11 protein-coding genes, 1 tRNA gene and 1 pseudogene are annotated in these 13,626 nt (G+C 52.3%); 8 read left to right on the forward strand and 5 right to left on the reverse strand.

Translation table 11 applies throughout. The features are described 5' to 3' along the window. Positions 1-16: 16 nt before the first annotated feature. Positions 17-93 (forward strand) — tRNA-Met (locus tag K355_RS0122520). A gap of 105 nt (positions 94-198) precedes the next feature. On the opposite strand, the gene K355_RS0122525 is transcribed toward K355_RS0122520, so the two are convergent. From K355_RS0122525 to K355_RS0122535, 3 genes are all read right to left on the reverse strand, one after another. Further along, positions 199-1,131 (reverse strand): sugar kinase, encoded by a 933-nt coding sequence (locus K355_RS0122525; protein ID WP_022734426.1) that lies wholly within the window; start codon positions 1,129-1,131, stop codon positions 199-201. 142 nt (positions 1,132-1,273) lie between these two features. Beyond that, the gene (gene bglB, locus K355_RS0122530; protein WP_022734427.1) at positions 1,274-2,386 is read right to left on the reverse strand and encodes a beta-galactosidase BglB; all 1,113 of its coding nucleotides are present in this window, start codon (positions 2,384-2,386) and stop codon (positions 1,274-1,276) included. A 52-nt stretch (positions 2,387-2,438) separates the two neighbouring features. Continuing rightward, complete coding sequence (locus K355_RS0122535) at positions 2,439-3,413, reverse strand: TRAP transporter substrate-binding protein (protein ID WP_022734428.1); 975 nt, start codon at positions 3,411-3,413, stop codon at positions 2,439-2,441. A 423-nt stretch (positions 3,414-3,836) separates the two neighbouring features. Between K355_RS0122535 and K355_RS24785 the strand changes: the two genes are divergently transcribed. Genes K355_RS24785 through kduD form a run of 3 tightly spaced genes read left to right on the forward strand, consistent with a single transcriptional unit; the run spans position 3,837 to position 6,445 of the window. Continuing rightward, a complete protein-coding gene (locus K355_RS24785) occupies positions 3,837-4,340 on the forward strand; it encodes a TRAP transporter small permease (RefSeq protein WP_022734429.1) in 504 nt (167 codons plus the stop codon). Position 4,341: 1 nt separating this feature from the next. Next, on the forward strand, positions 4,342-5,664 hold the full coding sequence (locus tag K355_RS0122545; RefSeq protein WP_022734430.1) for a TRAP transporter large permease: 1,323 nt from the start codon (positions 4,342-4,344) through the stop codon (positions 5,662-5,664). Between the two features lie 40 nt (positions 5,665-5,704). Then, the gene (gene kduD, locus K355_RS0122550; RefSeq protein ID WP_022734431.1) at positions 5,705-6,445 is read left to right on the forward strand and encodes a 2-dehydro-3-deoxy-D-gluconate 5-dehydrogenase KduD; all 741 of its coding nucleotides are present in this window, start codon (positions 5,705-5,707) and stop codon (positions 6,443-6,445) included. A 43-nt stretch (positions 6,446-6,488) separates the two neighbouring features. On the opposite strand, the gene K355_RS0122555 is transcribed toward kduD, so the two are convergent. After that, positions 6,489-7,511 carry a LacI family DNA-binding transcriptional regulator gene (locus tag K355_RS0122555; RefSeq protein ID WP_022734432.1) on the reverse strand — a complete coding sequence of 341 codons (1,023 nt, stop codon included), beginning with the start codon at positions 7,509-7,511 and terminating at the stop codon, positions 6,489-6,491. A gap of 192 nt (positions 7,512-7,703) precedes the next feature. Here K355_RS0122555 and kduI point away from each other — a divergent pair, with 192 nt between their 5' ends. From kduI to K355_RS24790, 4 genes and pseudogenes are all read left to right on the forward strand, one after another. Continuing rightward, on the forward strand, positions 7,704-8,534 hold the full coding sequence (kduI, locus tag K355_RS0122560; RefSeq protein WP_022734433.1) for a 5-dehydro-4-deoxy-D-glucuronate isomerase: 831 nt from the start codon (positions 7,704-7,706) through the stop codon (positions 8,532-8,534). Between the two features lie 3 nt (positions 8,535-8,537). Continuing rightward, positions 8,538-11,006 (forward strand): hypothetical protein, encoded by a 2,469-nt coding sequence (locus K355_RS0122565; protein ID WP_022734434.1) that lies wholly within the window; start codon positions 8,538-8,540, stop codon positions 11,004-11,006. Positions 11,007-11,583: 577 nt separating this feature from the next. Next, the gene (locus tag K355_RS0122570; protein ID WP_022734435.1) at positions 11,584-12,591 is read left to right on the forward strand and encodes a helix-turn-helix domain-containing protein; all 1,008 of its coding nucleotides are present in this window, start codon (positions 11,584-11,586) and stop codon (positions 12,589-12,591) included. 44 nt (positions 12,592-12,635) lie between these two features. Beyond that, positions 12,636-13,223, forward strand: a pseudogene (locus K355_RS24790) (IS110 family RNA-guided transposase); the annotation flags it as partial. Between the two features lie 74 nt (positions 13,224-13,297). Here the strand turns inward: K355_RS24790 and K355_RS0122580 are convergent. Then, a partial coding sequence (locus K355_RS0122580; protein ID WP_022734437.1) for an IS3 family transposase occupies positions 13,298-13,626 on the reverse strand: 329 nt, incomplete at its 5' end.

The raw sequence follows: 13,626 nt of genomic DNA on the forward strand, positions 1-13,626 counted from the left end.
AGAAAATACCCACTGACGCGGGGTGGAGCAGCCCGGTAGCTCGTCAGGCTCATAACCTGAAGGTCGTAGGTTCAAATCCTACCCCCGCAACCACTTCTGTTATAAATCGCTCCTGTGCGAGATATGACAGAGCCCTAGATCAAAACACCCCGCTCGGCTTTCGCCGGGCGGGGTGTTTTGTTTGATAGAAGAAAACCACTATGTCTTTTCTTTACGCGACCAGTTCAATGGAAGCAGACTGATTGCGCCGGGTTGAAGCACAACGTATGACGCTATTTCATGTGCAGAGGTAATGGCATCTTCAGCTGTCATTCCCATCCTTCGTGAATGGATGAAGCCCGCGTTGAAAGAATCCCCCGCGCCGGTCGTATCTCTTGGCAGAACCCTTTCCAGGGTGATGTCTTTTATCTTCCCTGTTCTGCTTTTATAGAGAATGGGACCTCCACCGTTCTTTACCACAGCCTCATCACAACCAAGGTTAAGGTAGCGGTCTGCTGTGGCATGTCCGTCTCGATCGTAAAAGACTTCCTGCTCATCTGCGAAGCTCGGCAGGACGAGGTTTGAAATTGCCGCAGCCTTTTCAATCATTAGCTTCATTTGAAAGGGTGTTTCCCACAGTCTGGGGCGGATATTGGGATCAAAGACGATTTGTTGGCCATTCATGCGTGCTTTTTGCAGGAGGTGTAATAGGGTTTCACGATCCTGTTCTGGCAGAATGGCTAGGGTTATACCTGAAAAATACACGATCTCATTTTGGGCTATGACCCGGGCAAGCAGATCAGTATTTGTCGCCAGCCTTTTTGCGGCGGACTGTTCGCGCCAGTAGGAAAAGCTTCTTTCACCCTCTTTCAGGTGGATCATATATAGACCGGGCTGCGCGTCCTGAACCCGGATAACGTTATTTATACTGATTCCGGATTGTTCGAAAAATGCAAGCATCTCGTCAGACAACAAATCCGTTCCCACTGCAGTGAAATATTCGATCTTCCAGGTCTGATCAAACAGTTGTCGGAGATACCATGCAGTATTCATGGTATCTCCCGCAAAACCCTGTTGCCAGGACCGGGGGGCGACCGGAGACAATTCCACCATACATTCACCGATGCATAGGATATTGCTTTCGGGGCTCATTAAGGGAATTCCGGTTTGTTTGGGGAGATTGTTTATGACCTGACGCTCATTCAACGGATTGCAGCGTTCCTGCACTCTTGGGCCGTTTCGCGATCATTGGGTTGCGAAACACGTGAATGCGTGACCACTATCGTTTCCCGGTTCAGATGATGCTGACAAGATCGTTGTTGTGATTTAGTGCTTCTACAAGGCATAGAAGCGCCATTGACTGGCCATAGCCGGTCGGATGCAGCGGGATGTTCTTGTAGAATTCAAGGTCATGTCCCATGCGGGTGCCGTAGGAAACTTGCTGAACAACCCCATCGCTGGCGATGTTTCGCAAGACAGCATGCAGCGCCTTTTGACCGGCTGTTTTCCAGCTTTCCGGTCCAAGGCCCAGGCGATGTCCTTTGAGCAGGGCATAGCCGATTGCAGAGGTTGCTGAGATTTCTTCGTAAGAAGTCGGGTCATCGACCAGTGTATGCCATGCGCCGCTTTCGGACTGATACTCAATCAGGGTCGAGAGTTGCGCCTTAACGACCCACAACAGATAACGGCGTGTCGCAGCATCCAAATCCGTAAGATCAATCAGATCGAGGATGCCGGCAGAAATCCAAGAGTTTCCACGGGCCCAGCGGGCGCGGGCAAAATTATGATAGCCATCAAAGGTCCAGCCATGAAACCACAGCCCGGTCTCAGCTTCGCAAAGATAGTGAGTATGAACCAGAAACTGGAATTTGGCTTCTTCGATCAGATCTTTTCTGCCGGAGGCCTGTCCGTAGGATGCCAGAAACAGGGCAAGCATGAATAGGGTGTCATCCCACAGTTCTCCGGTGTTGATTTTGTCTGAGACATCATGCTGGAAGCCACCCGATGCAGTGCGTGGTGCATCTGCAATCAAACGGTTGGCCCAATCTTCAAGAACCGGTTCCCATCGAGGATCCTGGGTCTGCTGCCACAAAAGTGAAAGCGCCAGCATGGGAGCTGTTGTATTCACATTTTGCGGCGGCAAACCCCGGGAGAGCTGCTTATCGTACCAGTTTTCCAAAATAGTCCGCGCCGCCTCATCCCCGGTTTGGAGCCAAAGTTGCGCAATACCGTAAAGTCCGACACCTTGCGGCCATTCCCAACTATCAAAGCTGACATAGTCACCAGCCGTTCCGTCCAGGTTCGGTTCATTGAACTGTCCTTCGTCTCGCAGATTGCGTAGACCTGTCACTATCTGAGAGATTTTATCTTTCAATTCGTCACGAAGGCTGACGGTGTCGGTTCCCATATTATTATATCTCGCTGTTTCTTGAAGACTTTAGACGGCGCGGAGTAATAAGTTATTCAGTTTCAAGGATCTGGGTCAGAAGACCGCCGAAATCAGGATTGTCGCGATATTCGTCAAGTAGCGGCATGACCTTTGCGCGGAAAGGCGCCTGATCCGGGGTGACAAAGGTCACGCCCATTTCTTCTGCTTCAGTGGTCGCATCCTTAACCGCCTTGTCCCAAATAGTACGGAAGGATTCAGTAGCGTGAAGCGCTGATTCCTTGATGATGGCGTTTTGTTCGTCGGTCAGTTTTTCGACAGCAGCGTTGGAAATCACCAAAAAGTCGGGAATTCGAAGGTGCTCATCCTGAGAATAGAACTTGGCGACCTCGCCGTGGCGACCAATGGTAAGGGCGGTGATATTGTTTTCCGCACCATCAATAACGCTCATCTGCAAAGCAGTGTAAATCTCTGCATAAGGCATTGGTGTCGGAGAGCCGCCCATCATTTCGACCATACGGATCGAACTGTTCGAGTTTAGTACCCGGATTTTTTGGCCGGACAAGTCGTCAGGTGTATTGATCGGCTTTTTCGCGGTGTAAAAAGAACGTGCACCACTATCAAAGAAAGTCAGCCCGACAAATCCGCTGTTCTTGGTTGCGCCATAGACCTCATCTGCGACTGGTCCGGTCATGACACGATAGAAATGATCTTCGCCCTTGAAAATGTAGGGCAGGGTAAAGGCCTTGAAGATCGGATCAAAGTTTTCGAGGTTACCTGCACTGACGCGCGTCATGTCTACCGCACCGTTCTGAAGTTGTTCCAGAACCTCGCGTTCTGATCCGAGCACTGCATTCAAATACAGTTGGATCGTGACTTCACCATCAGTGCGTTCTTTCACCTCGTCGGCGAATTGTTGCAAGGCGGTGCTGGTTGGGTGATCTGCTGAAAGCGAGTTGGCCAGTGTCAAACGGGTCTTCGCCTCCGCCTGACCGATTGCAAGAGTAGCAAAGGCTGCGAACGTCAGAGCAAGTTTATGATATTTCATTGTTTCCTCCCTTTTGCATCTTCCCGCCTTGAGGGCGGTGACGAAAATGTCACCGCGTTGCATCGATGACATATGAATAAAGTTGTCATTGTGAAAATTAAATTTCTATATGTAAAAAAATTTCATTCATTTGGAGGTGATGTTTCTGTGTCAGATCGTAGTCATGTTTGGTGGTCAAACTGCAGGTGTTAAGCCTTTTGCGCTAACCTCTGGGACTTGGCTTTTATGATGTTCTTCATGGAAAGTATGACCTTAGAACAGCCGATTCCCGTATGTCTTGGTCCCAAAGCCGGATAGTGATTCGTGTGTGAAAATAATTTTCAGATTGCAGGTATTGTTTTCACATCGCATGGTTGGGGAACAAACAAACTAAAAATTAATGCCTGAATGTGCGCCGGGCGACTTCGACGGAGGAAACGCGAAGTGTTGCAATTTCTCAAGCATGGTATTGAGCGCCTGCTGCTGGTGATCATTTCAACCACGCTGTGCTGCATGGTGGTCCTGATGCTGTGGCAGGTTTTCACCCGCTATGTGCTGGCAACGCCTGCCTTGTTCACGGAAGAAACGCTTCGATTCACGATGATATGGATGGCGCTTCTGGGGTCGGCTTACTGTTTTGGTAGTCGTAAACATCTGTCGCTTGATCTGCTGGTTTTTCTGGGGCCGATGTGGTGGCGCAAAGGGTTGGCGATGCTGAACGGGGTTATCTCCATCGCATTTGCCAGCTTTACGATGCTGATCGGTGGCTTGGGGGCAAGTATGTCGGCAATGGCGCAGCTTTCGCCGATCATGCAGATCCCGATGGGGATGGTTTACCTTGCGGTTCCGGTGTCGGCGGGCCTGATCATTCTGTTGCAGGCCCTTAATATTATTCTGATCGGTCGGAGCCAACTGGCACCGGTTGAAGAAGTGCAGGAGACAGTTTGAAATGGATGCCCTTGTTGATTTCATGCTTGATCCTGCGGGTGCGGCAATTGTGCTGTTTGCGCTGTTTTTCGGCCTTCTCGCTCTTGGTACACCAATTTCGATTGCGATTGGCGTTGCATCGGTTGTAACGGGTTTTGCTTATTTGCCATCCAACGTTATCGGTTTTGTAAGTGCCCAAAAGATGTTTTCGGGCATCGATAGTTTTACGCTTTTGGCCATCCCGTTTTTTGTGCTGGCGGGGAACATCATGAACAAGGGCGGCATCGCAATCCGCCTGATCAATCTGGCGAAATTGCTGGGCGGGCGTATGCCCGGTGCCTTGGCGCATACCAATGTGCTGGCCAATATGTTGTTTGGATCTATCTCTGGGTCATCAATTGCCGCTGCTGCTGCTGTTGGTGGTGTTATGGGGCCGTTGCAGCGCAAAGAGGGGTATGATCCAGCATTTTCGGCTGCGGTGAATATTGCATCAGCGCCAACTGGTATTCTGATTCCGCCGAGCGGACCTTTGATTCTCTTCTCTCTGGTGTCCGGCGGGACGTCGATCTCTGCCCTGTTCCTTGGGGGGTATCTTCCGGGCATTCTGATGGGGCTTTCGGTCATGATGGTCATTACCCTTTTTGCCGTGCGCCGCGGCTATCGCACCGAAGGTAGTGTCGGCTGGTCGGAAGTGCTGCATGTGATATGGCAGGCTTTGCCGCCTTTGTTGATGATCATTTTGGTTATCGGCGGCATTGCGATCGGGGCGTTTACCGCAACAGAAGGTGCGGCGGTTGCGGTGCTGTATTCATTTATTTTGTCGTTGATGTACCGGATGGCGAGCTTTCAGGAATATCTGGAAGTTTTGAAATCGTCAGCGGTTACCAGTTGTTCGATCCTGTTTCTGATCGCGGCATCGGGCATCATGTCCTATGTCATGACGATTGCCGGTATTCCCGATGTCATTGCCGAGACCATTCTGACCTTTGACAATCCTATCGTGATTTTGCTGGTGATGAATGTCTGCCTGCTGATCATCGGGTTTTTCATGGATCTGACGCCGGCAGTGTTGATTTTTACCCCGATCTTTTTGCCGATTGCGACCGAGATTGGCATTCATCCGGTGCATTTGGGGATCATCATGATCTTTAACCTTGGGGTGGGATCGATGACACCACCGGTCGGGAGTGTCCTTTTTGTCGGCTGTGCGGTTGCCAATCTGCGCATTGATCAGGTGGTGCGGCCGATTTTGCCGTTCTTCTTTGCGACATCGGTGGCCTTGCTTCTGACCACTTATGTCCCCTGGATCACGTTGGCATTGCCGCGTTTCCTTGGGCTGATGTGATGTTCACCCATACCTAATCCTATCCAAGCGGAGTTATATCATGAATGCGTTCTCGCTGAGCGGTCGAAGAGCTTTGGTAACTGGTGCCAATGCCGGAATAGGGCAGGCTATTGCCGTCGCCATGGCACGCGCAGGTGCGGAAGTTGTCTGTGCAGGACGACGAAGCTGCGGCGAAACGGTTGCAATGATCGGTGAAGCGGGCGGTGTCGCAGGCGAAGTCATTGTTGATTTTGCTGATCCGATGGCGGGGGCGGTCCTGTTTGAAGGGGCCAATATCGACATTCTTGTCAATAATGCAGGGATTATCCGTCGCGCGGATTGTATCGATTTTACCGAAGAAGACTGGGACGCCGTCATGGATGTGAATGCCAAAGCGGTGTTCTTTACCTCGCAGGCGTTTGCCAAGGAGGTCTTTGCGCACGGTGGGCAGGGCAAGATTGTGAATATCGCGTCGCTTTTGTCGTTTCAGGGTGGCATTCGGGTTCCGTCCTACACCACATCCAAGCATGGTGTGGCCGGTTTGACCCGTATTCTGGCAAACGAGTGGACGGCACGCGGTATCAATGTGAATGCGATTGCGCCGGGCTATATTGCGACAAGCAATACACAGGCGTTGCGCGATGATCCTGATCGGTCTGCGGCCATTCTGGATCGTATCCCGGCCGGGCGATGGGGGCGCCCGGATGATATTGCCGAAACGGCTGTTTATCTTTCTGCGCCAGCGTCTGATTATGTTTCGGGTGCAATCTTAAACGTTGATGGCGGTTGGCTTGCCCGCTAGGGCAGCTTGTGATGCCCTGGTCTCGATCGTCCAACCATATCAATCAGCGTAGTTTCGCCAGTGGCGGGCAGACGCTTTCGCGGCTAATGAGCTCGCACGCCAATTCAATGCGGCGTGCGGGCATTTCGATATCGGCATTGGTCAGTCGGCAGGTTTCAATCAGCAAATCCAGCGATAGTGCGCCGACTGTTTGCATTGGAATTTTAACCGATGTAAGCGCGGGGGACATATATTGGCCTTGGGGCAGGCCATCAATCCCGACTACAGAGACGTCTTTGGGGACGTTGTAACCTTTGGCTTGCAGGGCGGACACTGCTCCCACTGCAAGGATGTCGCCAGCAGCAACAATCGCACTGAATGAAAGGTTGCTGTCGATGATCTCGGCAATGCGTTGATTTGCGGCTTCGGCGGTCCAGTCATCAATATCGATCACATAATCGGGATTGTAATTATCCGCCATCGCATCACGCCATCCTTCGAAGCGGCGTTGGATCGTGCGCCTGCCGGGGCGATTGAGAAACAGGATATGGCGGTGTCCATGATTGATAAGATGTTTGGTCGCCAAGGAGGCCGCAGATCGATTGCACGGCGTGACCGAGCTTAGCTGCATTTCCGGATCGTCACCATTGACCAGGACGGCAGGCATATCCGAGGCGCGCACATAATCGAGTGTCGCATCATCGACGGAAACAAGCAAAAGACCGATCAAATCCGGGGCCTGTGCCGCGTTGTAGAGGTCTTCGAAGCGTTGATTGGGCTGATAGATGTATGATTCTATCCGGATGTCCCGGCTTTCGGCGCGTTCGCGAACCCCTTCAAGGACGTACATGGTGAACTGGCTGCGTTTGAAATCGATCATGGCCTCTTGCGAGGAAACAATCAGGACCTTTTGCCCGGCAGTGGTGCTTGAAACGGCGTAGTTCATTTCAATGGCCGCAGCCCGGATTCTGGAGGCGAGATGTTCGCGGACATAACCATTGCCGCTTAGGGCGCGTGATACGGTTGCCGTAGAAACCCCAAGACGCGAGGCGATGTCGCTTATCTTCGTGCGTCCGCTAACTGCCATGTTTTTCCCTTTCCTGATTCTGATCAGTTTGTGGAATTTATTTACATATTGCACGAAAAATTTCTTGGTGTGATGTTTTTTCTTGTGCGGAACAGGAAGCCATCTTCCTGCTTCTTCAAATTTACAAAGCGCGTCACCGCCCAAAAAGGTGACCAAACGTGCAGGAACATCCTTAGGAGATATCCCGTGGCTATGGAACAACGCTATGGTGCCGGTCCCGACCAGATCGACGGAATGAACACGACCCAGTTGCGCGAGAACTTTATGGTCGAGCGCCTCTTTGTGTCGGGGCAGATCAGCTTTGCGTACACCCATTTTGACCGGATGATTGTCGGTGGTGCCGTGCCCGCAGAAAAGGCGCTTGGCTTTGGCGATGGCAAAGATGTAGGGACGAACCTGTTCTTTGATGCGCGCGAAATGGGCATTGCAAACCTTGGCGGTACGGGCTGGATCGAGGTGGACGGAACGCGTTACGCCCTTGCTAACCGCGATGTTCTGTATATCGGCCGTGGTGCTGAAACCGTTTCGCTGGGCAGTGATGATGCCAAAAAACCGGCACGCTTTTACATGAATTCGGTTCCGGCAGGACATTCTGTGCCGACGCGCCTGATTACGCGTGCGGAATCGAAAATTCTTGAGATGGGGGATGCCGAGAAAAGCAACCGCCGTTCGTTGGCGATGTATATTCATCCAGAGGTTGCGCCATCCTGTCTTTTGCTGATGGGGATTACCGATCCGGCGAAGGGTTCGGTCTGGAACACCATGCCGCCGCACCTGCATGAGCGCCGCATGGAGGCTTATTGCTATTTCGATCTTTCGGATGAAGATCGGGTAATGCATTTCATGGGACGTCCGGACAATACCCGTCATCTGGTTGTTGCAAATGGCGATGTCGTTTTGTCACCGGCCTGGTCCATTCACATGGGGGCTGGTACTGGGCCCTATGGTTTCGTCTGGGGGATGACCGGGGAAAATCAGGAATATACCGATGTATCGCCGGTTGCCATCAAGGAGCTGCGTTAAGTCATGCTGCTTAAATCCGGAGCATCCGTCCCCTATTGGCAGGTCACGTCGCTTGAGGAACGGGCATATGATGTGGCGGACATGCCGATGGAAGGCGAGATGGATTCAACTTTCTTCCTGACAAAGGAGAAGAATTTCATCCCGCATACCTATCCTTGCCGGACAGCCTATATTGCCGAGCGCCGGGGCAAAGAAATTGCCGAACTGCCGTTCCCTGACTGGCGGAAGGCAAGAAATATTTTGCCAGGTGGATCACCGTTTCTTGATCTTTCGGGGTTCTGGTTCCGGGCAACCCATATTCAGGGGTGGGCCAGAACGGCGATCAATGCCAAGGATGCCGGACCCGCACGGCTGCGGCTGGGGATTTGCGGGGCCGCGCGTGTTTATGTCAATGGGAGCGCGGTTGCGTGGCTTTCGCCCGCAACCCGGAATGCCATGGACGAGGTCGAGTTTGAGGCCAATCTAATACAGGGCCACAACGAGGTTGCGGTTCAGTTTGAAGATTTGTGCGAGCGCGATGCGGTTATCCGAATTGCCCTTACCTGGATTGATGGACCAAAGGCAGAGACCGGAAATTGTTTTCCGGCGCAATCCGAGGCCGTATCTGCGGTCGAGGCGGCTGTTGATGCAATGCATCTTGATCACAAATTCTATGACAGTGATGATATCTGGCTTGTCATGCCTGTGCCGTTTCCTGACAAGGTTGGCGGCACGATCAGGGTCGCCGGGCATTTCATGTCGCATGATCACGACGATGTACCGTTTGAGATCCCTGCGGGGGAAAATCGCGTTCGATTGGCATCGTCGAACGATTTTCCTGCGGATTACCGATATTTCGACTTTTCATTCAAGTGTGGTGATTTTGAGTCCCAGGCGCGGCTTGGCGCTGAGGTAAGTTGGCGTTCTGTAACCGGGCCCGCACCGGACAGTCTTGATGCACGTATTGCCGAAAGCCTTGAATGGATAGCCAGAAACGGTGAAACCGATACCGAGACTGCGCTTGCTTGTGTTGCCATCGGAGATGAGGCGGCGCTGGCTCGGGCCGAGACAATCATCAATACGGTTTTGCCGGGGATCGAGCAGTGTTTTGACTGTGCCGATTTTGCGCTGGTTCCTCTTTTATGGACGCGCATTGTGTTTGCGGATCGGCTACCTGCATCTTTGGTCGCGCGTATTGATGCCGCTATTCTGGACTTCCGTTACTGGATGGATGAACCGGGCAACGATGTTCAATGGTATTTCTCGGAAAACCATGCTCTGTTGTTCCATACTTCTGCCTATCTGGCCGGGAATCTCTTGCCGCAGTCGCATTTCCGGCGCGCAGATCGCAATGGCATCGCACAGAAACAGGCCGGTTATCAGCGCCTGATGGCGTGGTTCGATCATTTCGAAGCCGCCGCAATGGCGGAATTCAATTCTGGAACCTATTTCCCGATTGATCTTAAAGGGCTGTCGGCCCTGTTTGCGCTTGCACCCGACGACGTCATTCGAAAGCGGGCATCTGGTGCCATTACCCGACTGATCACCATGATCGCCAATTCGGCGCATCACGGCGTCATTACCGGGGCACAGGGGCGCAGCTACGAACATTCGCTTTGTGTTGCCGATACTTTGGAACTGAACGGTCTTGCCAGATTGCTGTGGGGCAAGGGTCAGTTCGGTGCACATGTGAACTGCCTGGCCCAGATGGCTTTGGCGTTGCGCGATCATGGGCTTGAGTTGCCTGATCTTGCCGATATTGCCTGTTGGGAAAAGCGCGATACCGCACAGGAATGGACTTTCTGGCAGGGTGAAAATGCGTTTTGCCGACTGTATCACTACAAAACCAGTGAAACCGCGATGGGAAGTGCTGCGCTTTATCGCTGGCGGGACTGGGGATATCAGGAAACGCTTCTTCAGGCGCGTATTGGTCGGGAGCCGGGCGCACAGATATTCATCAACCATCCCGGCGAAATCGTTCAGTCCGGTTTTGGCCGCCCGTCCTTCTGGGGCGGATCGGCAAGTGTCCCGCGGGTACAGCAATATCGTGATCTGGCGATTGTTCGATTTGAAGGTGTGGCGCCGCAACCTGATTTTACCCATGCGTGGTTCCCGACATTGGCGTTCGATGAATGGCAGCTTGACGGACACCGGGCGTGGGCACGTTCGGGCGGGGGAGCGTTGATTGTATCAGCTTCCGGTCCGCTGGAGCTTGTGCAAACAGGCGGATCTGCCGGGCATGAATTGCGTCTTTCCGGACGCTATAGCATCTGGGTTGTCCGGCTGGGCCATGCCAGTGATCTGGCGAAATTTGCAGCCGATCACGAGCTCAAGGTTCAAGTCGATACGGATGGCACATATCGTATTGAAGATACGCAATATGGCACGGTGTCGTTCCATCAGAGTGGTGTTGTCACGGCCGAAGGCAGGACGCTTGATCCGATGGAATGGACGCTTGAGGGCGATCGCACGGAACTGCCGATTAGTCCGTGAAGGATCCGAGAGCTCCCGTCGGCTCCTGAACGATGAAGGCCGGAATGGCAGAAATGCTGTTCTGGCTTTCTTGTGTTGGGTAAGGTTTAGGGATGTTTTGGAGCTGGCGGAAAGAGCGAGATTGTTATTGCCAGATAGTTGGGTGTGGTTATCTGTCTGGGTAGATGAAGGTTATGAGTCATATATTGGTTGAGTGAGGGGAATTAGAATTGGCGCGAAATAGATACTTTGATCGCAAAGTAGAGTATTCCGGGTGGCATTGGGGTAAGAGAGCGTAGTTAATTGCGTGCCCCCGCAACCACTCTTTCCGATCCGTTGAGTTTTGAGATATAGACTCGACGGATTCGCGAAACAAGAGAAAAAGTTCGGGTGCATGCCTCTAACAGAGGAGGCGGCACTACCGAGTTTCATTTTTCCCGGACTTTTCAAATAGATAAAGAAAAACCCGTCGGCTGCAACCAACGGGTTTCTGAAAAGGCTTAAGCTGCCCTTAGTGTCGAAATCTGAGGTAAAGTTTAGGCGACGGGATCGCTTTGTCAAGTGCAAATGCGATGTTTGAACTCTGCCGATACCACGCATGACATCTTCATATTCCCAAGCGCACACTGGCGCGGTTGCTGAACAATCAGCACCGGTCGGAACGTCTGCCGTTGCCCGTTGGCACTGGGTGCAGACAAAGATCCTTCATCATCCTGATTTGACGACAGCCGAAATCTGTGTTGCCGTCGTTCTGGCATCGCACGTCAATGATCGCACGCAGGCATGCTTCCCCAAGATTGAAACGATTGCTCGTGAGGCAAACCTGTCTGATCGTAAGGTGCGTCAGGCGCTCAAGCGTTTGGCCGAACTTGGATTGGTGGCAAAGCTGAGCCGGGCCGTTGGCAGACTTCGCAATCGCAACGCTTATCAACTGGTCGGTCTTGGTTCTAAACCGGCATCTGGTTCCATTAAACCGGCATCAGATTCCGGTATTAAACCGGCACGTGGTGCCGGTTCCAATAAGAAGAACACGGATAAAGAAGAAAACACGGAAGAAAGGGAACAGACGAATGCCGTTTCTGGAACCGGTGCAACCGTCCTTCCTACCGTCGATGATCAATGTTTGATTTTAGCCAGGAAGTGGCAACGGTTGTGTTCAGAGCCGTGGACGTTGGCGAATGCCTGTTTGCGGGTAAATGAGGCGATTGATCGCGTTGGTTTTGATGCCGTTAGGTCGGAGCTGGATAATTTACGACAGAAGGGAAAAAGACCTTCTAGGATAACCATTCTTGACGCGCTTGATGGTTTGATGCCGGAGCTGCTATGTGAGCTTGATGCTGCGGACATGCCGGGTCAATGTGACGTTGTTGGGCCGTCTGAATGGCGGGAAATATGTACGGCGATTGCTCGCTCCAATGTGCCGGGATGCAGTAACCCCGCTGCCTGGCTGTCTCAGATACAGGCGACTATTACGGGCGGAACGATTCAGCTGATCGCGAAAAACCGCTGTGTGCGGGATACGACTCAGCATCACCTCATGGATAGAATTAAATCGATAGCTAAGCTCCGCGGAGTGGGGATCGGCGCTATCTTGTGTTTGAGCTGATTGTTTATTCCACGAGGACAAATTGATACGCGCTGTAAACAGGGTCGAAAAATGTCTTCCAGGTTCACGGTGTCGACGACAAAGGAAAAGTGACAGTTCGTCGCCAGTTGCGTCGTCAGAAAATGTTTTCATTCTTCTCGGATCTCCCTCCCTGTCTGATCGGCCTTGAAGCCTGCGGCACTGCCCACTACTGGGCCCGGGAGCTCGAAGCCCGCGGGCACGATGTCCGGATCATCCCACCATCCTATGTGAAACCGTATGTTCGTCGTGGCAAGAACGATGCAGCTGATGCCGAAGCGATCTGTGAGGCAGTCAGTCGACCGAACATGCGCTTTGTTCCGGTCAAATCGGAGGACCAACAAGCAGCGCTAATGCAGCACAAGGCTCGCGAGCTTTTGATGCGCCAACAAAACATGCTGGTTAATGCGTTACGTTCCCACATGGCCGAAATGGGATTAATTGCCGCCCAAGGCCGGGAACGTCTGGACTGGATTGTTGATGTCATCATGGAAGACGAGGATGAAAGTCTGCCGGCACTGGCTAGGGCATCACTTCGACCACTGGTAGCCATGCTCCAGGCCAATGAAGCTGCTATCTATGTTGCGCGTACTCTTCTATGGAATCTTCGATAGTTCGTGTGACAATAGGTGTGCGGGTTGGTTTAACCAGATTGAATAGCCCCTGGAATTGTAGACACCCGGTTTGATCAGATTTGTCGTCTTTCGAATTCGACGGGTGACAACATCCCGTTGGTACTATGTTTGCGCTTCGGGTTGTAGAACATTTCTATGTAATCGAAGACATCCTGACGTGCCTCATCCCGTGATTTATAGACCCTGCGGCGGATGCGTTCGCGTTTAAGCAAGTTGAAGAAACTTTCGGCAGCATTGTCATAACAGTTCCCACGGCGGCTCATACTATGTTCAAGATTGTGCTCACGAAGGAAAGCGGCCCAGTCGATGCTGGTATATTGGGAACCCTGATCAGAATGGATCAGCACCCTGTTCTTTGGCTTTCGCCGCCAGACGGCCATCA

This window comes from Thalassospira lucentensis MCCC 1A00383 = DSM 14000 (assembly GCF_000421265.1).
Taxonomy (GTDB): domain Bacteria; phylum Pseudomonadota; class Alphaproteobacteria; order Rhodospirillales; family Thalassospiraceae; genus Thalassospira; species Thalassospira lucentensis.

Coding starts and splice junctions, on each gene's coding strand:
- K355_RS0122525 (WP_022734426.1), bottom strand. CDS start 1,131: ATGAGCCCCGAAAGCAATATCCTATGCATCGGTGAATGTATGGTGGAA.
- bglB (WP_022734427.1), bottom strand. CDS start 2,386: ATGGGAACCGACACCGTCAGCCTTCGTGACGAATTGAAAGATAAAATC.
- K355_RS0122535 (WP_022734428.1), bottom strand. CDS start 3,413: ATGAAATATCATAAACTTGCTCTGACGTTCGCAGCCTTTGCTACTCTT.
- K355_RS0122545 (WP_022734430.1), top strand. CDS start 4,342: ATGGATGCCCTTGTTGATTTCATGCTTGATCCTGCGGGTGCGGCAATT.
- kduD (WP_022734431.1), top strand. CDS start 5,705: ATGAATGCGTTCTCGCTGAGCGGTCGAAGAGCTTTGGTAACTGGTGCC.
- K355_RS0122555 (WP_022734432.1), bottom strand. CDS start 7,511: ATGGCAGTTAGCGGACGCACGAAGATAAGCGACATCGCCTCGCGTCTT.
- kduI (WP_022734433.1), top strand. CDS start 7,704: ATGGAACAACGCTATGGTGCCGGTCCCGACCAGATCGACGGAATGAAC.
- K355_RS0122565 (WP_022734434.1), top strand. CDS start 8,538: ATGCTGCTTAAATCCGGAGCATCCGTCCCCTATTGGCAGGTCACGTCG.
- K355_RS0122570 (WP_022734435.1), top strand. CDS start 11,584: ATGACATCTTCATATTCCCAAGCGCACACTGGCGCGGTTGCTGAACAA.